The organism is Psychrobacter sp. C 20.9 (genome assembly GCF_001921765.1).
In the GTDB taxonomy this organism is placed as follows: Bacteria; Pseudomonadota; Gammaproteobacteria; order Pseudomonadales; family Moraxellaceae; genus Psychrobacter; species Psychrobacter piscatorii_B.
Map to the genome: position 1 here is coordinate 1 of NZ_MRYC01000005.1, position 21,115 is coordinate 21,115.

Genomic DNA, 21,115 nt, shown 5'->3' on the forward strand with positions numbered 1-21,115 from the left:
TCCACACAAGTTGTTCTTTAGTTATGCTTTTAAATAGTCTCAATCACTGTCGTCCAGTCATCGATATATAGGGTATTTCTTCTGCTATATAACCAATCCGTCTCCGGTTAAGCTATCTAGCGAGCCGACTATCTTATCATAATGATTTGAATTGTCAAGACTTTTTATAATTTGTTTCACCAGGTTAACCGCGTTATTAATGTGTAATTGACACATCTCTCACTGCCAGTCCGTCTGATGAGGGCGTATTATATACGGTTTAACTTTTGTGTCAACCTGTTTTATTAATGTTTTTGGACTTATTTTAGCAGAATATAAAAATGGTAGTTTTTTCAATGGGTTGGAGTTGGTTATTTTTGATGCACTAGAGATGAGTAGATATGTGCTCTTGATTATGTTTTATCCTAGCAAAAATATTTAGTTCCAGTAGATAGATGCGTTTTACTACCTTTTAGCTTCATTCTATATTGGAACAGTCCTCTCTATAGTTATACTTTATAACTTACCCATCCTCTCAAAAAACGCCTTATATGCAGCGACTTTCTTATCCAACGATAGCGGATAAGCGCGCGAGGTCGAAGGCAGCCTATATAAAGTTAAGTCATTAACCATATTGGTTTGGTTGCTGTCTTGCCACTGATAAGGGTAATCCATACTTTGATTGGTTTTTGGATGTTTTGATTTGGCAATTGGCTCATCTAATAACCCAAGTAGCACTTCGGTCGCCTTGCCTCCTGTCGTGAACAATGTCGCTACCTTTGGCACTTGCGGCAAGATACTATCCAAATCAACTGGCGTCACCACGGTTAGGTTTTTATCCGAAGCATTGCCAGTCTCTCGAATAGCCTGCTTGACTGTCGGGCAAGACGCTATACCACGCTCGAACATAAAATTGCGTATGCGCTCAGGATCAAAGCGCTTCTCATCGCCGACTCTAAAATAGTCAACATCATCAAAAAATACCCGGCCATAGATACGCCACATATCATTATAAAAATTGGGATAATGAAAGCTCATTGCCCATTTATCGCTAGTCGGCGGAAACGTACCCATCATCATGATAGTCGCATTTGGTGGTAAAACAGGCGCAAAAGGATGATTTTCAATTTCTCCTGATGAGCTCTCGGTTGCTACTATCTCGTTATTAGCGTCTTCTTGGGTGTTTGATGGTTTTATAGTCATGATATTCTTCATCAGAAAAGCGGTTTTTTTGGTATCATAGCAAGCCTAAACACTACTGCACTTATGATAATTTTATACAGTCAAACTTAGTCGATTCAAATAGTGCGACAATATAATATATAGTCGCTTAGCCTGAGCGGTTTAGGCTTGGCTGCTAATTGTGAGTGTCTAACTGAGCACTTTTGGTGACATTACACTCTTATACAAGTAGCACGTTTATTTGATTTGCATGGTCATTGAGGTTTTTATTTTACTATCAATGAGACCAAACAGAGTTAAAGTGGGGTAAGTGTTTGTATCTTTTTATATTAATAGCAACCGCAATGACTGCGCACGCATCAGACAAAAAACCAAGAGAATACTTATGAGTGATTTAAACAACGATTTAAACATTACGGTCATTGATCATCCATTGGTCCGTCATAAACTCAGCCTCATGCGCGAAAAAGACTGTAGTACTTATAAATTTCGTACATTGACCAAAGAGCTTGCACGCTTGATGGCTTATGAAGCAAGCCGTGATTTTGAAATTGAGACCTTCCCAATGCAGGGCTGGTGTGGCGAAATCACGGGTGAGCAAATTATTGGTAAGACTGCGACGATCGTGCCGATTTTGCGTGCAGGTATTGGCATGCTTGATGGCGTGCTCGATCTAATTCCTACTGCTAAGATTTCTGTGGTCGGTCTACAACGTGATGAAGAAACGCTGCAGCCAGTACCATTCTTTGAAAAATTTGTCAGTCACATGGACAAGCGTCCTGCGCTAATCATTGATCCAATGCTAGCTACGGGTGGCTCAATGGTTGCGACCATCGAGATGCTAAAGAAAAATGGCTGTACTAATATCAAAGCATTGGTATTGGTAGCTGCACCTGAAGGCGTCCGCTTAGTCAATGAAGCACATCCTGACGTGACTATCTATACCGCTGCGTTAGACAGCCATTTGGATGAGCACGGTTACATCATCCCAGGTCTAGGCGATGCGGGTGATAAAATCTTTGGTAAGCAATTATCAAATAGATAAGTCTCATTAGGGTAAATAAAGCCGTCATCAAGGTTATGATAGAAACATGCAGCATCAATAATAAGGATAGATCATGAACGTATTGATTACAGGAGCGAGCGCGGGTTTTGGCAAAGCGTTGGCAGAGCGTTTGGTGGCTAATGGTCATCGCGTGATTGGTTGCGCTAGACGTATCGATAAGCTGAATGCTTTAGCAGAGATTTTAGGTGAGAACTTTTTACCTGTGGTGATGGATGTAAGCGATACGGATTCTATTCCGCAAATCATTGCTGACTTGCCTGATGACTTTAAACACATTGATGTCTTGGTTAATAATGCAGGATTGGCGCTGGGTACAGAGCCTGCTCACAAAGCCAGCCTCGATGATTGGATGCGCATGACCGATACCAATGTTAAAGGTCTAATGTCATTGACTCATGCAGTCTTGCCAGTCATGGTCGAGCGCGATAGCGGATATATCATCAATGTCGGCTCGATTGCTGGTAGCTGGCCATACTTTGGTGGCAACGTGTACGGCGCAACTAAAGCGTTTGTCAAACAATTTAGCCTAAATCTACGTGCTGACCTTGTCGGTACGCAGGTGCGTGTGACCAATATCGAACCGGGCGTAGTCGCGGGTACTGAGTTTTCAAACGTGCGCTACCATGGTGATGACGATAAAGCAGCTAAAGTCTACGATGGCTTTAAGACCATGACAGGTGAAGATATCGGCGATATATTACTGTGGTTGATTGAGTCGCCTGCGCATATCAATGTCAATCGTTTGGAAGTGATGCCAGTCGCGCAAACCTATAACGGTCTAACGGTGGCTAAAAAAGACCGTTAAAAGCGCATCTATTCAATAATCAACGTAACTCGTAAGACCGAAGCAATATAGATGACTCTATATTGCTTTTTTTTATGTCCTCAATTGTTACCTCATTTACCAAGCGTAAATCCTGAAAGTCCATAATCAATACTTCATTACGCAGGCGCTCGCTGGTGCGTTTATTATGACGTATGGGAAACCCTAATACTTGCTTACTGACGATGGTGATTTGATTAACGATTACCTTTGAATGAGAAACCTGATGAGTTGCCATTTTTTGTGCGTTAATGATTGCCGTGGCTGGATTGACGGTGGTGGTGAGTAGCTTTGTTTGTCGTACCACTTTGGACATCTCTCCTGCAAAAAATAATACCTGACCTAATGGCATATATTGCGCATGGCGGGTCAGCTCTTGACGAAACAAGGCGGGCATTTCTACATTAAAACTGTCTTCTGTTTGTTGATAAAACGCGGTAAAGTTGCGATGCAAATACCGTCCAAATACTGTGGTATTGATCCATTCTTGATAAATATCGTTCGCCAGTAGTCGTTTGGTAAAAGTATTGGCATCTATCGTGACCTCATTATTCAACATCGACAATAAAAGCGCCTGTGGACTGGTAAATGTCTGCTGCTCCCAAACTTGTGGATACAAGCTACTATCCAATGACGACAATATCGATTTGCTCATACCCTTCTACCCTTATCAGTTATCGCTACTGCTTTTACCGTTAGCCAAATTCTATGCTATGGTCAGATGACTGCTTCAATATAACAGTCTTTTATTCGCGGTATGAATACGTTTGTAAAAATACATCTTGACCACTCAACCAAGATGGCTTGATAACCAAAAGTGATGTCATTCTATGAAAAACCCCCTTTTTTCTCTACCCGCATCATATCGATTACGAACAATCAATATAAAGACAGCTGATGGTACGGCGCTACCCATATCTGTCATTGGGAATGGTAAACCCGTCATGATGATGCATGCTTATGGTATGGATGCGCGTGAATTTTTACCTTTTATACTGCCACTGATTGGTAAATATGAATTTTACTTGCCGCATTTTCGAGGTTTTGGTGCGGCAAAAGATATTGAGTTGACGCAGTTTGATTTCGTGCATCAGTATGCTGAGGATATTGATACAGTGATTGAGCACATCTGCCTGAGGAGTCACGTAGAGTCATTGCCCGTTGCCGCGATTTCAATGGGGGCGCTCGTCATGTGGTCTTATTTTGAGCGTTTTGGTACAGCCAGAGTCAGTCGCTATCTGAACATTGATCAAAGCCCTGTGATTCACAATCAACCAGATTGGCGAGGCGGATTGTTTGGGGATCGCCAACCAGAGATGTTTGCCGTGTTTCAAGAAATTGTCGATAGGACACTACCGTATGCGCACGTTGAACACTTTACGCACTTGCCGTTTTCTCTCAAGCGCCGCGTGACCGATGTTGAAAGATTGTTTTCTTTACTCTCTGTCAGCCGTCCACGCTCAAAGGCCGTCGTGCAAGCACTTACTTATCAAAACGATCATAAGCTGGCATTTTATAATCACCAAACATGGCAACACAAAATGCGCTGCCTGCAGGCGTATCTCGCCATACCTTATGATTTTCGGGCAGGTATAGAGAACGTCTCCATCCCAGTGGTCAGTCTCATTGGTGGTCAATCAAAACTCTATGATCCCAATTGGCAGCAAGAAATCACACGTATGCTACCCAATGCTCGTGACGTCATCCTACCGCGCTCAGGACATGCCGTCCCTATGGATGAGCCATGGCAATTTCATAAGATACTAAAAGAATTTCTACAAGATTGACTAGTATTTTACACAACCGCTTTATAATCACTACTATAACCTTACAACCTGTCATAGTAATTAGCCTGAGCTGATTCTACACTGAAAAACTGATGGCAATCGCTACTATTACCAATGATAGTCCTTGATAAGCATCGACATAAAAATATACGAATATAATAATACCAAAAGGATCAGATCATGCCCTACGCTACTGTTGCAACTCAAGACGATCAACCGGTCGAACTCTATTACGAAACCCAAGGTACTGGCAAACCTGTCGTACTCATTCATGGGTGGCCACTCAGTGGTCGCGCTTGGGAAGCACAGCTGCCTGCGCTAGTCGAAGCAGGCTATCAAGTGATTACCTATGACCGCCGCGGCTTTGGTCAATCGTCCAAACCATGGAACGGCTACGACTACGATACCCTAGCCCAAGATTTGAAAGGCCTTATGGAGGCGCTCGATCTTCAAGACGCGACCATCGTTGGTTTCTCTATGGGCGGCGGCGAGGTGGCGCGCTATCTGGGTAAATATGGCTCAGAACGTGTCAGCAAAGCGGTACTTGCCTCTGCTGTTCCGCCGTATCTGTTTAAGGCAGATGATAACCCTGATGGCGGTCTTGAAGAGTCAGATATCCAAGGATTCTTGGATGGTGTGAGCGATGATCGTATTGCCTTTTTAAACGACTTTACCAAGAATTTCTTTACGCCAAAAGACGGTAAATTATTGGTCAGTAAACCAATGCGCCTATATAACCGTGATATTGCAGCGTTTGCTTCTGCCAAAGCAACCTTTGATTGCGTGAAATCTTTTAGCTATACGGACTTCCGCGATGATTTAAAAGCGTTTGATGTACCAACGTTAGTCATACATGGTGATGCCGATCAAATCGTCCCGTTTGAAGCAAGTGGTGAACGCTCTTATGAGATGATTGCAGACAGTAAACTGCATGTCGTTGAAGGCGGCCCACATGGTATCAACGTAACGCATAGTGAAGAGTTCAATAAAACATTGATTGCATTTTTAAATAGCTAATTGACTGTCTAGATAAAACATAGATATAGAATAAAAAAACGACCTCAACGGGTCGTTTTTTATTTTATGAAATTAATGTTTGATCGTTATTAAGCACTAACCGCTTAAGCACTGAATCAATTCAAATCTTGGAATCTCTTTACCATCAACGGTGACCGTCTCAGCAAACATGGTAAGCGGGCGTACCCACACGCCATACTCACCGTACAGACAACGATATACCACGAGCGACTCTTCGGTCTCTGAGTGCTGCGCGGTATGCAGCACTTGATAAAGGTTACCTTTATAATGGCGGTAAATGCCTTGGGCTACCGAATTTTGATTTTTTTGAGACATAAACCACTCATTTATATTGATAATTAAAAGATGCTTTGTACTTTTGCTGCAAGCTTGGGTTTTATACCCGCCCATTCAGAATAGACCATACTATACATCACGGTATCTGAAATAACGCCGTCACGGCGTACTCGATTGCCACGAATCACACCATCCTTTTTGGCACCTAAGCGCTCGATGGCTTGTTGTGAGCGATGATTATCGACATCTGTACGCCAGCCTACAGTTTGATATTGTAGCGCTTCAAATATATAAGTGAGCAGTATGAGCTTACAGGTTGTGTTGACATGCGTGCGCCAGTAAGATTTGGCATACCAAGTATAGCCAATCTCTAATCTTTTGGTAGTCGGCAAAATGTCATGGAAGCTGGTTGAGCCAATCGCTTTACCAGTACGCTCATCAATGACGGCAAAAGCTTGCCTATCCGTCATTGAATCTGCAACATTAATATAATCCATAACCTTGTCTGGCTCAGGTACAGACGTCTCGTTTATCTGCCACAGCGCACCATCTTGGCAAGCTTCAATCAAGTCAGTGGCATGAGCGAGCGTTAATGGCTCAAGGGTAATCCCATTGCTTGATAAGGTAACCCGTTCTAGCATTTATCTCTCCTCAAGCCATTATTGATGTGAGCAAGCGCTTAAGCAACCGTCACTTTTGCATAAGCCTTTTTACCTGCTTGAATCACAACTGTTTGACCTGAGGTTAAGCTAAAGCCAGCATTGACCACCTCACCATCGACTTTGACTGCATTGCGCTTGATCATGTCTTTTGCCGCTGCACTATTTTTAGTCAAACCTGCTTGGTTTAATATCTGTGTGATAAACAAGGCCTCTTGACCCTCTTCAAGCGTCAATGTCACTTCTGGCAAATCCACTGGCAACTCACCATCTGCTAGGACATTGCCCGCTGATTTATGCGCATTGGCAGCGGCATCCGCATCATGGAAACGCTCAATTAGCTCTTCGGCTAGGATACGTTTGATTTCTTGTGGATTCCGACCAGCTTCCATTTCCGCCATCAAGCCTTCGATTTCGTCCATTGGCTTAAAGCTCAAAAACTCAAAATAGCGTTGGATTAAGGTATCTGGCATCGATAGGATTTTTTGGTACATGGTGCCTGGTGCATCATAGATAGCAACATAGTTGCCGAGCGACTTGGACATTTTATTGACACCGTCCAAACCTTCTAAGATCGGCACCGTAATACACACTTGCGGCTCTTGACCGTAACGGCCTTGCAACGTACGACCCATCAATAAGTTAAAGGTCTGATCCGTACCGCCTAACTCAACATCCGCTTTTAGTGCGATAGAGTCATAACCTTGTACCAATGGGTAGAGAAACTCATGAATTGAGATAGGCGTCTGTGATGCATAGCGCTTTGAGAAGTCATCGCGCTCAAGCATACGCGAGACCGTCTGCTGGCTCGCAAGCTGAATCATATCAGCGGCGCTCATGTCACTGAACCACTCAGAGTTGAAGACCACGCGGGTTTTTTCTTTGTCCAAGATTTTGAATACTTGCTCAGCGTAGGTCGTAGCATTGGCTTTGATTTGCTCATCAGTCAATGGCGGACGCGTGCTTTTTTTGCCAGAAGGATCACCAATTTTAGCGGTGTAATCACCGATTAGAAAATAAATCTCATGACCCAAATCTTGAAAATGCTTGAGTTTATTGATCAGTACCGTATGACCTAAATGCAAATCAGGCGCGGTAGGATCAAAGCCTGCCTTGATACGTAACGGACGGTTGAGCTTTAGCTTAGCCACTAAGTCGTCTTCAGATAATATCTCTTGCGTACCGCGCTGAATTAGGGCCAGTTGTTCTTCTAGGGTGTAGGTTTGATCGGTCATGATGCTCTCTATATATCGCTTGAATTGGGATTTTTAGGAATATTGGTTACTGGCGCAACCCCTTATGACGTTTAGAAGCTCAAAAGGGCCAAAAAAATGCTAGAATTTGACGGATATACTAGCGTTTTTTAAGGTAAATTGCCATGACCAACCCTGCATCCATTGCTGACACTGAACACAATGCTATCGCCGACTTACTTATGAATAATGGTTTGGATAGTAGTTCAAACGATATTGATGATTTGACCGATGATAATTCGAACTATGCCACACTGACCGATGCCCTTGAGCAAACGGTGTTTGAAAGCTTCGATGATGGCTTATATATCGGCATGATGTCAGGCACCAGTTTGGATGGTATGGACGCGGTTATCTGTCAGTTTAATCATGACATGGGCGATACAGAAAATCCCAGTGATGAAGGCAGTAGCCAACCGCCAATGCAGCTGCTGGCGACGTATAGTCAAGATTTTCCACCACGATTGCGTGAGGTCCTACTGGCATTATGTCAGCCCAATGGTGTGAATCAACTCGTACCAGAGGCCGATGAGCCAAATAGCGAGCTTGACTGGTTTGGTTGGGCAAGTCGCGAATATGCGGAATTTGCCAGCGAAGTGGTCAATACCTTATTACAGCAAGCAGATATCGATGCTGAATCAGTACTGGCGATTGGCTGTCATGGGCAAACGGTACGCCATCGCCCGCAGATGGGTTTTAGCTTGCAATTGGTCGATGCCAATATCATCGCTGAGCGTACAGGTATTAGCGTCGTCAGTGACTTTCGTCGCCGTGACATGGCAGTTGGTGGTCAAGGTGCGCCTTTGGTGCCTGCTTTCCATCAAGCACTGTTTGGCACATCCGATGACACACGCGTGATATTAAATTTGGGTGGTATTGCTAATATAACCGTCTTGCCTGCTGATGGAAAAGATCAGGTTGTTGGCTACGATACGGGACCTGCCAATTTATTGTTGGATGCGTGGACAGCCTTGTATACTGATAATAGCTATGATGCGAGCGGTGCTTGGGCGCAGTCTGGGAAAATTATCGAGCCGCTACTCGAGCAGCTGTTGGCACATCCGTTCTTTACTCAGTCTCATCCCAAAAGCACTGGCCGCGAAGATTTCAACTTAGCTTGGCTACAAGATGAGCTACAAACATTCGATCAGGCTTCTGTCTATACCCACTACTCATCTGCAGATGTACAAGCCACTTTGACTGAGCTAACTGCTATCAGTGCGAGCACGCAAATCAATATGTTTATCAATGCTAAAGAAAACAGCTCGGTGTCTGTCTGCGGTGGCGGTGCATTAAATGACTATTTGATGACGCGTCTGCAAGCCCATCTACCCCACTCTACAGTGATGACCACAGATCATTTAGGGCTGGCACCAACATGGGTAGAGGCAGTCGCTTTTGCATGGTTAGCCCGACAAACATTGATGGGTGAAACTGGTAATCTACCCGCTGTAACTGGTGCCAATAAAGGCGTGGTATTGGGGCAAGTTTGCTTTGCCTGACCAGTTAGATTTTAGTTTACATACGTGCACCAATGTGTTTTATAATAACTTTAAAAACGCCATCCTCTTAGGACCCGTAAGTATAGGACATATCGCATGAGCCAACACAGCACTTCACCTATCGACCAAGCCACCAATGATGACACAAATAATATGACCGCAGCTCCTGTATACAAATCGCGTCAAAAACCCCCTCATTATGAGCGCCCTGATGATACGCGTGTGGTGGTGACTGGTATGGGTGCCATCACCCCGCTTGGTCTAGACGTGGATAGCTCATGGACCAAATTGCTCAATGGCGACAGCGGTATCTCACCGATCACCCATTTTGATGCGACTGGCTACCGCGCACAAATCGCAGGTGTGGTCAAAGATTTCGATGCCAAGCAGTACATGAGCGCCAAAGATGCGCGCCGCTATGATGAGTTTATACATTATGGGATTGCAGCGTCTTCTATGGCATTGAAGAATGCTGGGTTTATCGATGAAGTCAGTGCCGCTGATGCACCCGTACAAGGGGTTGACCAAGATCGCTTTGGTATTATATTGGGTTCAGGTATTGGTGGTATCCAAACCATCGAAAACAGTCGCGATACCCTACACGAAAAAGGGGCTGCCAAAGTCTCACCCTTTATCATCCCAGGCTCTATCGTCAATATGGCAGCGGGATTGGTCGCGATTAAACACAATTTAAAAGGGCCAAATCTTGCGACATCAACGGCTTGTACCACTGCGACTCATGCCATGGGTTTGGCAGCGCGTTTGATTGCTTATGGTGATGCTGATGTCATGTTGGCTGGTGGTAGTGAAAAAGGCTCAAGCCCGCTTGGTATAGCAGGCTTTAGTGCCATGCATGCCCTCTCCACACGTAACGATGAGCCAACCAAAGCATCACGTCCGTTTGATAAAGGCCGTGACGGTTTTGTACTGGGTGACGGTGCTGGCATGGTCGTCTTAGAAAGCCTTGCTCACGCCAAAGCGCGCGGTGCTACCATACTGGCAGAGCTGGTCGGGTTTGGCATGAGCGATGACGCGAGCCATATTACCGCACCACCAGAAGACGGTAGCGGCGCTGCAAAAGCCATGCGTAATGCCCTCAATGATGCTGGGATTAAACCCGCAAGCGTCGGTTATGTCAATGCGCACGGCACCAGTACACCTGCAGGTGATGTTGCTGAATCTTTAGCGATTGAGTCGGTATTTTCGCCAGTGAAAGACAGCATTTTGGTGAGCTCAACCAAATCTATGACAGGACACCTACTTGGTGCAGCGGGCGGCGTAGAAGCCATATTTACGGTGCTTGCCCTACAGCATCAGCACGTACCACCGACGATTAACCTAGAAGAGGTAGAAGACAACTGCAATCTCGATTACGTGGCCAACCAATCACGTAAAGTCGATAACCTGCAATATGCTGTATCCAACAGCTTCGGCTTTGGCGGTACCAATGGATCTTTGATATTTGCACGCTGGCCTGTCAATCAATAACTCGTAGCCAAAAGCATATCGTGCGATACGATACCGCTTTATCGTATGATCACTTTGTCACTTTGTCACTTTGTCACTTTGTCACTTTGTCACTTCGCTACTTTGCCACGTTGTAACGTTGGTGTCAGTTTGGCTACGTTTGTCCACTTGCAGCCCCTTATCGTACTTGCGTATGATAAGGGGTAATTTTTGGAACATTTATGGAAGATACCATGTCAAGCTACTCATTTTCCCATCAGTTTTATCAACATTGGACGTGTGCACCTGAGACCGTACGCGCAGCCATTACCCAAGAGCTAAAAGACATCACGACCCTACTACAAGCAGAGACTGTATTTGAGAGCTTTGAGTTCAATACACATGATTTGGATGCGTATGTGGATGAGCTGTATGACAACTATAATGCCGAGCAAGCCATTGCCAAAGCGATCATAGACAAACAAGAACAAGAACGCGCGGCGGCTGAAAAGCAGCAGTTGGAAGAAGCCCAGAAGAAAGAGGCCGAAGAGACGGCGCGCAAAGCAGAAGCAGCTCAAAAAGAACAAGAAAAAAATGAGGAGCTGGCTGCAAATAAAACCCATAATAAAAAAGACAATCTAACCGAACAAGAGGCTGTAGACGATGCGGTGGATCACCTAAAAACTGAGAAAGTCAGCACGGGCGCAGCAAGTGATGAGAATAACAACAGCACTGACAGTCAGACGATTAGCAAACAGGATGCTACCCTGAGTGATAAACCCATCAAGAATATACCAGACAACGCCAATACCACGATCAACTTGGTACTAGAAGACAGTGAGCTGGATGCGACGGATCGGACACTGATTCGTGAGCTTGAAAACCAAATCGACGACTACTTGAGTGAGCAAATGATGCTGATGTCTGAAAACCTAAAATCTTGGCTACGTGCCGAGATGACACAGCATTTCAGTGAGCAAAACGCGCCTGCTCCTACTGAAAACACCTCTACAAAAAACATTCACTAACGGTAATGCACTATCTGTCCTGAAAAATCAGGCAGCATAAACCGCGAAAAGCCCCATAAATCATTTATGGGGCTTTTTAATGTTTGCTTGAAAATTATTGATCTGACTTTATAGCATTTTTAAAAATCTAAGTAGCGACGCCAATGAGCGAAAGACAACGTTTAGTAAACGAAGCGATATTGTCACCGCTCATTATGTTTTTTTAGAGTAGTATTAGATCGCTTTGGTACGTTCAGTCAGCCACTCAAGGGCAGCGCCTTCCACTCGATCATTCAGCTCAGCATACACTTGGCTATGATAGTCATTGAGCCAATCGATCTCGGTTTGATCCAGTAGTGATGGCTCAATCAGACGCGTGTCGATTGGGCAATAAGTGATGGTTTCGAAGTGTAAGAATTGACCAAACTCTGTCTCAGTAGGGCTAGGAACTGGTGTATTCACAACCAAGTTTTCGATACGGATACCCCATTTGCCCTCGCGATACAAACCTGGCTCATTACTTGAAATCATACCGACTTTCATCGCACGCTCTTTTGGTGTGCTGGCGCTATAAGCAATGACTTGCGGGCCTTCATGCACGTTTAAGAAATAACCAACACCGTGACCAGTACCATGACCATAGTCCATCTGAGCTTGCCACAATGGTGCGCGGCAAATCGCATCAATCAATGGGGAGGCAATGCCATCAGGGAAGTGAGCACGAGCGAGCGCAATATGGGCTTTGAGTACGGTCGTAAAGTCACGTTTGTGCTCAGCGGTAACTTGGCCAATACCGACCACGCGAGTGATATCTGTCGTACCGTTTTGGTACTGAGCACCTGAGTCAATGAGTAGTAAACCACCTTCACCCTCAGCCACATCAAGATAACTGAATTTCTCTGGCGTTGCGCGGTAATGCGGTAATGCCCCATTTTCATTGAAACCCGCGATGGTTGGAAAGCTTGGCGATACATAATGCGGCTGACGGCTACGCACCTCTATCAGCATACTATCTACATCCAGCTCACTCAGGCGCTCGCCTGCTGCTAGACGCTGTTCAAACTCAGAAAAGAATTCAGCTAAAGCCGCGCCGTCTTGACGCATTGCCTCACGCACATGATCGATATCTGAGTCAGACTTGACAGATTTGAGCAGTGTACTCGGTGCCATCTGCTCAACAAAGCCAACATCATCTGCCATTTTGGACAAGGTACCTACTGCGACTTTACTTGGGTCTAACAGTAATAAATCTTCTGGTGTTAATGAGCTTAATGCATCCTGTACAGCAGAGTAATCAGCCAATGTGATACCGCTATCTTTTAGACTTTGTGCAATATCTTCGCTCACTTTATCGGTATCAACAAATAACGTTGCGCTGTCTGTATCAATCAGCATATGTGCTAAGAACACTGGGTTGTAATCAACATCAGCACCGCGCAAGTTCGTCAACCAAGCGATATCGTCTAAGCTTGAAAGTAAATGATGGGTCGCACCTACTTTTGCCATGCCTGCACGTACTGCCGCAAGTTTTGAAGTCGCAGACTGCGCAAGAAACTGCTCATCATGTGCATACAACTTAGCATTTGGCAGTGCTGGACGATCTGTCCAAACGCTCGTCAATACATCACGTTCAGTGATCAAGGTAATATCATTGGCATCAAATGCCTTCAATAGTCGATCTTGCTCAGCGATAGAAAGCACATTACCATCAACTGCCACGCTATCTCCTTCTTGCAAATGATCGGCTAGCCAGTCGATATGATTTGGTTGACCAGGTTCCAGCTTCTCCAAAGTGATACCCGTACCCTCTAGCTGCTCAGCGGCATGTACCCAATAACGACTATCCGTCCATAGACCGGCAAAATCAGCCGTCACGACAAGCGTCCCTACTGAACCCGTAAATCCTGATAGCCACTGACGGGTTTGCCAATACTCTGGCAAATACTCAGACAGATGTGGATCGGCAGAGGGTATGATGATCGCAGTGAGGTCTTGAGCCACTAGCGTTTTGCGTAGCGTATCGATACGCGCTTGGATGATTTGTTTGTTCATTGAATGTGTCCTTATTTATTTTAGATAAATTATTTAGAAATCGAGAGGTGAGTAGCAACTATGAATAGTCGTCTTATTAGATGCTGCTTGATAGTATTGCAGTAGAACATAACTAGATGTTTGGGCAGAATGTAGGCTTTCAATAGCCTAAAAAATATCTCACTGATTGAAATAATAAAACGTGCTGCCAGTTATGGTAACACGTCTTATCATGAGTTATGGACTGATTCTAAGGGCATGATAGAGGATTTGTATACACCAGTTATCTGTCTTTATTGGCTTACCTCATCAGCATGCTCACTTTTTTGCAGCATATTATTGATAGGCTTGGCCAATACCAACAGTATCACGGCAGAGACTACCAAGAAAATCGTCATAGTGGTAAATAAAGTCGGCAAACCTTCGATTTTGTCCGCTGAAACATGACCACCAAAGAATGCCGCAACCAAGTTACCCATCGCAATAGAAGCAAAGAAAAGCCCCATCATCTGACCTTGCATGCCTTTTGGTGCAAGCTTGGTCATTGATGACAGACCTACCGGGCTAAGCGCAAGCTCGCCAAGGGTCAATAGCAGCAGACTTCCCACCAACCATAAAGGTGATGCTAAGCCAGCACCAGGCGCTAAGATGCTTTTTGAGGCAAAAATCATGAGAGCAAAACCAGCGGCAGCAAGTAGCATACCGAGTGCAAATTTCGCCATGCTGCTCGGCTCAAGACCTCGGTTACCCAGCTTGACCCAGATAATACTAACGATAGGCGCCAATATTAAAATAAATAATGGGTTCAGCGACTGAAACCAAATGCTTGGTATTTCAAACCCCATAACATTTAGATCCGTATAACGATCGGCAAATAAGTTAAAAGAGGTTGGCTGCTGCTCAAAACTTGACCAAAACAGCGTCGAGCCAATGATTAAAATAAAGCAGATCAGCAAGCGCAGTTTGTCCGTCTTATCCAACCGCGGTGAAATAAACATAATGGCAAAGTAAAGGATAACGACGGCAGCAATGATATAGGTCATATACTCCGCCACCATCTCAGGGTTGAATGACACCATACCTGTAGAGATTAACAGCACCGCAGCGACCAACAATGCAACAAAACCACCCACCCAACGGCCAATGTTTTTGTATTGATCATTGGATTGCTCCCATTCAGCATCGACACCTTTGGCCTGCGCATAACGCGTCAAGTTCTTGCGGGCGACAAAACGATAGATAAGCAAAGACACTAGCATCCCCAAACCACCGACGCCAAAGCCGACGTGCCACATACCTTTTTCTTTAAACACGCCGACGATAAGTGCAGCCAATAGCGCGCCAATGTTGATACCCATATAAAACAAGGTGAAGCCGCCATCACGGCGAGAGTCACCCTTAGGATACAAAGCGCCAACCATCACTGAGATACAGGTCTTAAATAGCCCTGACCCCAAAACGATACATATCAATCCAACGAAAAATAACGCCATCCCGAACACAGCGGAGAGTGCAATACATAAGTGACCAAGGGCAATCACAATACTACCCCACCACAGTGCACGCTCTTGACCCAGCCAGTTATCTGCTAGCCAACCGCCCGGTACGGCTGCCAAATATAATGAACCGGCAAAAATACCATAGATAGCAGACGCCGTGACTTCATCAAACCCAAAACCACCACTACTCACTGTTGCTACCATAAATAGCACGAGTAGCGGACGGATACTATAGTAAGAGAAACGTTCCCACATCTCAGTAAAAAACAACGAGCGTAATGGCGCAGGGTGTCCCATAAAGCCATTGTCTAGTGCTTGCAGCTCAGCCGCACTAGCTTCTGATTTTGATTGTGTACTCACAACTTTATTCCTTTAAAGGTTATTTTGGTAATGACCAAATGCCTAATTATTCCGATAAGCGGTCATATAGGCGGAACATTGTTTCACTTGGTTATACCCAAGTAAAGAAAAAGTTGGCTAAAACTTACACAAACACCCACAAAAAAGCTCGCTCTCAATCGCTGAGAACGAGCTTTTTTGTGGTCTTCAATGCAGTCCTACCGTATTGATATTACTGCTAGTAGAGACTTTGATAGCCACTCATTTAAGAGTCGTTTTTTGCTATATAAACAATCGATCGTAATGTCAAAAATTACTGTGCTGCTGTCTCATCAGCGGCGGTGCCAGCATCCCCAGCATCTAAGTCACCATCCGCTTGCTCAGCAGTTAAGTCAGCATCGGCAACTGCCGCTTGGCTTACTGTACCAGAAGCGGTCGCTGTACCTGCTTCTGCAGTGACGACTGCACTATCCGCCGCATCAGGTGCTGGCGTCACAGTGGCATCTGCAGCTGCATCGGGCGCCGCGGCTTCTGCGATTGCAACATCCGTATCTGCTTCAATAGCCGTGTCTTCAGTCGCCACGACTTCTGCCTCATCAGCCGCTTCTGATGCTTCCGTTGGCGTCGCCGTGATGTGCTCGCCTGCTGGACGCAAAAACGCAGAAATACCAATAAGTAAGACAATGCCTAAAAACAAGGCAATGCCGCCTAAAGCATATAACAGCTCTTTTTTTGGATTGTTATTGACGATACCTTCTGACATACCTTATCCACCTTGCACAAAATATTTGAAATATTGACCTATTATATCGCAATTTATACTGATTTGTGAAAACCCTTAAGTATTTAAAGGGATTATTATCGACAATTTTACTATTCGCTTTTAGCGTTGATGACAGTTATTTACCCAAACGTACTAATTTCTTAGGACGCTTACCCAAGTAACTCAGTATCAGCAGTAGCGCCATAATAAACAAAATAGGATATTGGCCAAAACGCATAAACGGCGTATTACCAACGCGCGCCTGTATATTACCGCGTAGTACGGTGCGCTCAAACTGCGGAGCACGCGCTACGATGCGACCTTTATGGTCGATGATAGCTGTCACCCCCGTGTTGGTCGCACGCATAAACCAGCGACCATTTTCGAGCGCGCGCATCTGTACCATTTGCAAATGCTGTAGCGGGCCTGCCGACGTACCGAACCACGCATCGTTTGAGATGGTCAATAAAAAGTCTGTGCCAATCGCGTTTTTGCGCGTGGTATCTGGATACGCGACTTCATAGCAGATAGCTGCACCCAAGTTATGGCCTCGTACACGCAGCGGTGACTGATGATCACTACCGCGGCTATAGCTCATGATATCTTGGCTACCTGCCAGATTTGGCAGGATATCAAGCACACCTTCAAACGGAATATATTCACCAAAGGGTACCAGACGCTGTTTTTTATACAAGCCATCTGCCTGAGCCCCTAGCGCCACCACACTATTATAAAACGGCGCATATTTATCTTTACTGGCATCAAACGCGGCTTCGTCCTTATAAGGGATGCCCGTCACCCATGTCGTGTCCGTCTCTTTGGCCATTTTTACCATTTCATTGATAAAACCAACCGCTTCTGTCTGAAACATCGGAATCGATGACTCAGGCCACAGCACAATGTCACGCCCCCACTCGTCACGAGTCAAGGTTGCGTAGATTTTTAGGGTTTCTATTTGATACTCAGTAAGCCATTTTAGATCTTGCGGGATATTGCCTTGAATCAAAGACACTGATAGATCAGGCGTGCCTTTTGGTTTGGTCCACTGCGGATTGATCAACCATAGCGAGCAGCTAACAACCAACAAGGCTATCGACGGAATCATATAGCCTGCGCGGCGACGCAACAGCTCAACGAGACTGGCAGCCAGTAGCACCGCCACAAAAGAAATCGCGAAGACACCCGCAACAGGCGCTAGCGACGACAACCAATATTGCTCAGTAAACGCATAACCGACGAATAGCCAAGGAAAGCCAGTGAATAGCCACGTTTTCATCCACTCTTGGAGTATCCAAAGCGCAGCAAAAGATAATGGCTGTTTGCCAACCACTCGATTAAAGATGAGCGCCAAAAAGCCATGGAACAACCCCATGCCGAGACCCATCAGCGCAATCATAATCAGCGCAAGCCATACGGGCGTCGAACCATAGACATGGATAGATGTGTACAGCCAAAACGCACCCACACACCAAAGCCCCGTACCGTATGCCTGACCAATGAGGAAGGCGCGGCGACCTGTCATCTCCGGCATCAATAGCGCATACAAAATAGCGGGCGATACCAACGCAACTGGCCAAATCCCGTAAGGCGCGAGCGCAAGTGTGAAAGCGCCTCCTGCCAGCAAAGCGATCAGTACCGTCAGTCCCAGATGTAAGCCTTTTGGCTGTTCAGGGTTCAGGCGTTTTTGTAAATCAACAGTAGACAGACGCATAGCAGTTATCCAAGACCATATTTTTTCAAAATTTTACAGCTCAGCACTGAGACAAAACCCAAGCAAAAACTGACTGCATAATGCTTTATGCAGGACCACACATAAAATCCACCCATGATACCAGTCAAAACCGATTAATGGGTAAATTTGCGTAGCGAAAATCTCATACCAAAATACAAAAGGCAGAAAGCAAAAAACACGATGGTTCATCGTGTTTTTTATTGGACTTGCTAAGAATGTTTTATCACTAATTACTGATTATGAGAATACAAGCAAATCAATGGCTACCTATCAGTATCTGCTGGTCCCCATTGGTTTTGGTCAGCTCTAGATTTTGGATAAATCGTCCCTCCACATCAGTGATGGTGATTTGCCAATCATCTATCACCACGCTCTCGCCCTCCAAATCACCAACAAAACCGAGTGCTTGCATGACCAGACCGCCCATCGTGTCGACGTCGGTATCATCAAAACGACTGCCAAGCTCATCGTTACAGTCCTCAATCACTGTAGATGCTTGGACACGCCATGTGTTTGGCTTTTCGGGATCAGCAACGATATTATTAATATCGCTGTCTTCATCAAAGTCATCATGCTCATCCACGATGTCACCGACGATTTCCTCTAACAAATCTTCCATGGTGACCACACCACCAAAGTTGCCAAACTCATCGACGACGATCGCCATATGCACTTGCGTGCGCTGCAATGAGCGCAGCAGGGTATCAGAACGAGCCGTTTCACTGATATATAATGGCTGGCGCACCAAGTCTTTTAGACGTTTGCTATCGATTTTGTCTTCTTGGTTGCGTACCATATGCACCAGAATAGGAATCAAATCTTTTGCCAATAGGATGCCAATAACGGCATCATCATCTTGACTATCAAAAACAGGATAGCGCGAGTGCGTCGTATCAAGAATGATGTCCATCACTTCGTCAAGGCTAGTGCTTTCGTGCAGACCAATCACTTGTGGCCTTGGCGTCATGATTTCGCGCACTTGTGTCGCCGGCAGATCGAGCACGCCTTCTAACATATCGACCGTATCGGGCTCTAAAAACTGGCGCGAGTCTTGTACCAGACGAATCAATTCATCACGGGTTTCGGGGGCGGTCGATAGCCAGCGTTTTAAGCCGCGCATCGACCAACTACTCGGGCTGGGAGTGTCGTCAGACATGGTGGTGTGATTTAACCTCTTTAGTTAATGGCAATTAGAATAACCGTTCATAAGATAAGTAGAGCCTAGATGGGGACAAAAGCGCCAAATAAAACAGCGCGCTTATCATTATCTGTGTAACAAACAACAGACATACCAGCACAATTTAGCTTCACTTTATCGCAAGGCTCACCGACATTCAACGACAAATTCACTCAAATTGTATTGTCAGTGTGTTATAAACTTTGCTATGGTCAAAGCCATTATTTAGCAAAACAAACTTTATGTCGCTACGCTCCGTTTTTTCCCGCTTATTATCGTCGCGTTCACGCAGCCAGCTTGCAGATAGCCATTCTGTCAGTCGCGATTTGGACAACAGATCAGCAGATAACAAACCACCAAGACCGACATGGCGACATCGTCTTGTTATTTTTTTGATTGCTATCACAATATTGCTATCAGCAATATGGTTGCTATTAGCGATTTGGTATCAGTACGGGATAAGCTCTGTACTCACTTGGCTTGCAACACTCATCATCGTGGGTATATTAGCTGCGCTGCTAAGTATGCGTTATTGGCATACAGTCACAAAGATACTGCTCAGTGACTCATTGTCTAATAAAAAATCAATTCATAAAAACACAGCGACTAGATACCTCATTGGCTTATATGGAGTAACTTGGCTCATAGGTCTAGGCTGGTTTTTTTCTATCGAACCCCAGCAAGATCGCGACTGGATGGCTGAGGTCGACCAGCAAGTGGCTTATGAGCGCGATGCAACCAACCCTGATTTGATTACCTTAACCAATGTCCGTAATTTTGATTGGCGCACAGACGAGGACGCCACAGAGCATTGGGAGACGCGCACGATTGATTTATCTAAACTCTCTGGCGTTGATGTGACCAACTCTTACTGGATGGGTCCACTGATTGCTCATACCTTGGTCAGCTTTCGCTTTGAAGACGATAGACCACTTGCCTTCTCATTTGAGATTCGTAAAGAAAATGGCGAGTCGTTTTCGGCACTGGCGGGATTTTTTAGACGGTATGAGCTGAGCCTGATTGCCGCCGAAGAGCGCGATATTATCTATACGCGCAGCAACGCGCGCGGTGAGCAAGTCTATCTGTTTCCTATCAGCAATTTGCAGCAACATGAGGTGAGATCGTTGTTTGAATCTTACCTAACGGCAATGGATGAGCTCAATACCAAACCCTCTTGGTACAACACATTGACGAGTAACTGTACTAATATTATCTTTTATATGGCGCGTATCGTCAGTGGTGATCGCCTGCCGTGGGATTATCGAATTTGGGTGTCTGGTTGGTTACCAAACTATCTATACGACGTCGGTATGCTCGATGCGGCGCCAACAAAAGACAACCAACCGTGGTCGATGGATACGTGGTATGAGCGCACCCATATTAATCCAAAATCTATGGGCTTCAATAACCTGCACTCTATTGCCAATAGCCGTGAGTTCTCTCGACAAATTCGTCAAGATATTCCAATCCCTTTACTAGCCGACTCCCAATCTAGTGCTGAAGCACAGGCCAAATCAGCGGCTCAGAGCTCTCATGAATAGTATTGATAACATATT

General features: G+C 45.2%; 18 protein-coding genes. 8 read left to right on the forward strand and 10 right to left on the reverse strand.

What is annotated here, in order from left to right:
- Window positions 1-495: 495 nt before the first annotated feature.
- Window positions 496-1,182 (reverse strand): DNA glycosylase, encoded by a 687-nt coding sequence (locus BTW00_RS04315; protein ID WP_256714002.1) that lies wholly within the window; start codon window positions 1,180-1,182, stop codon window positions 496-498.
- 364 nt (window positions 1,183-1,546) lie between these two features.
- On the opposite strand from BTW00_RS04315, the gene upp reads away from it, so the two are divergent.
- Both upp and BTW00_RS04325 read left to right on the forward strand, forming a co-directional pair.
- The gene (gene upp, locus BTW00_RS04320; protein ID WP_058023728.1) at window positions 1,547-2,206 is read left to right on the forward strand and encodes a uracil phosphoribosyltransferase; all 660 of its coding nucleotides are present in this window, start codon (window positions 1,547-1,549) and stop codon (window positions 2,204-2,206) included.
- 73 nt (window positions 2,207-2,279) lie between these two features.
- Window positions 2,280-3,032 carry an SDR family NAD(P)-dependent oxidoreductase gene (locus BTW00_RS04325; RefSeq protein ID WP_075106399.1) on the forward strand — a complete coding sequence of 251 codons (753 nt, stop codon included), beginning with the start codon at window positions 2,280-2,282 and terminating at the stop codon, window positions 3,030-3,032.
- Between the two features lie 19 nt (window positions 3,033-3,051).
- On the opposite strand, the gene BTW00_RS04330 is transcribed toward BTW00_RS04325, so the two are convergent.
- Window positions 3,052-3,705 (reverse strand): hypothetical protein, encoded by a 654-nt coding sequence (locus BTW00_RS04330; protein ID WP_075106400.1) that lies wholly within the window; start codon window positions 3,703-3,705, stop codon window positions 3,052-3,054.
- Window positions 3,706-3,880: 175 nt separating this feature from the next.
- Here BTW00_RS04330 and BTW00_RS04335 point away from each other — a divergent pair, with 175 nt between their 5' ends.
- Both BTW00_RS04335 and BTW00_RS04340 read left to right on the forward strand, forming a co-directional pair.
- Window positions 3,881-4,837, forward strand: coding sequence for an alpha/beta fold hydrolase (locus BTW00_RS04335; RefSeq protein ID WP_075106401.1), 957 nt, complete (start codon window positions 3,881-3,883; stop codon window positions 4,835-4,837).
- Window positions 4,838-5,017: 180 nt separating this feature from the next.
- Window positions 5,018-5,854, forward strand: coding sequence for an alpha/beta fold hydrolase (locus BTW00_RS04340; RefSeq protein ID WP_075106402.1), 837 nt, complete (start codon window positions 5,018-5,020; stop codon window positions 5,852-5,854).
- A 96-nt stretch (window positions 5,855-5,950) separates the two neighbouring features.
- Here BTW00_RS04340 and BTW00_RS04345 read toward each other — a convergent pair whose 3' ends face one another.
- Genes BTW00_RS04345 through tyrS form a run of 3 tightly spaced genes read right to left on the reverse strand, consistent with a single transcriptional unit; the run spans window position 5,951 to window position 8,045 of the window.
- A complete protein-coding gene (locus tag BTW00_RS04345; protein WP_075106403.1) occupies window positions 5,951-6,190 on the reverse strand; it encodes a DUF1653 domain-containing protein in 240 nt (79 codons plus the stop codon).
- A 23-nt stretch (window positions 6,191-6,213) separates the two neighbouring features.
- Window positions 6,214-6,792 carry a GNAT family N-acetyltransferase gene (locus tag BTW00_RS04350; protein ID WP_075106404.1) on the reverse strand — a complete coding sequence of 193 codons (579 nt, stop codon included), beginning with the start codon at window positions 6,790-6,792 and terminating at the stop codon, window positions 6,214-6,216.
- Window positions 6,793-6,830: 38 nt separating this feature from the next.
- Window positions 6,831-8,045, reverse strand: a complete 1,215-nt coding sequence (gene tyrS, locus BTW00_RS04355; RefSeq protein ID WP_075106405.1) for a tyrosine--tRNA ligase — start codon at window positions 8,043-8,045, stop codon at window positions 6,831-6,833.
- A gap of 143 nt (window positions 8,046-8,188) precedes the next feature.
- Between tyrS and BTW00_RS04360 the strand changes: the two genes are divergently transcribed.
- The 3 genes from BTW00_RS04360 to BTW00_RS04370 all read left to right on the forward strand — a co-directional run bounded on the left by BTW00_RS04360 (window position 8,189) and on the right by BTW00_RS04370 (window position 12,039).
- Window positions 8,189-9,565, forward strand: coding sequence for an anhydro-N-acetylmuramic acid kinase (locus BTW00_RS04360; protein ID WP_075106406.1), 1,377 nt, complete (start codon window positions 8,189-8,191; stop codon window positions 9,563-9,565).
- Between the two features lie 153 nt (window positions 9,566-9,718).
- Window positions 9,719-11,053, forward strand: a complete 1,335-nt coding sequence (gene fabF / locus BTW00_RS04365) for a beta-ketoacyl-ACP synthase II (RefSeq protein WP_075106524.1) — start codon at window positions 9,719-9,721, stop codon at window positions 11,051-11,053.
- A gap of 200 nt (window positions 11,054-11,253) precedes the next feature.
- Window positions 11,254-12,039 (forward strand): hypothetical protein, encoded by a 786-nt coding sequence (locus BTW00_RS04370; protein WP_075106407.1) that lies wholly within the window; start codon window positions 11,254-11,256, stop codon window positions 12,037-12,039.
- A gap of 213 nt (window positions 12,040-12,252) precedes the next feature.
- Here the strand turns inward: BTW00_RS04370 and BTW00_RS04375 are convergent, their stop codons facing one another.
- The 5 genes from BTW00_RS04375 to BTW00_RS04395 all read right to left on the reverse strand — a co-directional run bounded on the left by BTW00_RS04375 (window position 12,253) and on the right by BTW00_RS04395 (window position 19,538).
- On the reverse strand, window positions 12,253-14,070 hold the full coding sequence (locus tag BTW00_RS04375) for an aminopeptidase P family protein (protein WP_075106408.1): 1,818 nt from the start codon (window positions 14,068-14,070) through the stop codon (window positions 12,253-12,255).
- A 272-nt stretch (window positions 14,071-14,342) separates the two neighbouring features.
- Window positions 14,343-15,845, reverse strand: a complete 1,503-nt coding sequence (locus tag BTW00_RS04380; protein ID WP_178379256.1) for a peptide MFS transporter — start codon at window positions 15,843-15,845, stop codon at window positions 14,343-14,345.
- 355 nt (window positions 15,846-16,200) lie between these two features.
- A complete protein-coding gene (locus BTW00_RS04385; RefSeq protein WP_075106410.1) occupies window positions 16,201-16,650 on the reverse strand; it encodes a hypothetical protein in 450 nt (149 codons plus the stop codon).
- Window positions 16,651-16,786: 136 nt separating this feature from the next.
- On the reverse strand, window positions 16,787-18,361 hold the full coding sequence (gene lnt, locus BTW00_RS04390; protein ID WP_075106411.1) for an apolipoprotein N-acyltransferase: 1,575 nt from the start codon (window positions 18,359-18,361) through the stop codon (window positions 16,787-16,789).
- A 277-nt stretch (window positions 18,362-18,638) separates the two neighbouring features.
- Complete coding sequence (locus BTW00_RS04395; RefSeq protein ID WP_075106412.1) at window positions 18,639-19,538, reverse strand: CBS domain-containing protein; 900 nt, start codon at window positions 19,536-19,538, stop codon at window positions 18,639-18,641.
- A gap of 263 nt (window positions 19,539-19,801) precedes the next feature.
- Here BTW00_RS04395 and BTW00_RS04400 point away from each other — a divergent pair, with 263 nt between their 5' ends.
- The gene (locus BTW00_RS04400) at window positions 19,802-21,100 is read left to right on the forward strand and encodes a DUF4105 domain-containing protein (protein ID WP_075106413.1); all 1,299 of its coding nucleotides are present in this window, start codon (window positions 19,802-19,804) and stop codon (window positions 21,098-21,100) included.
- The last annotated feature ends 15 nt before the right edge of the window (window positions 21,101-21,115 follow it).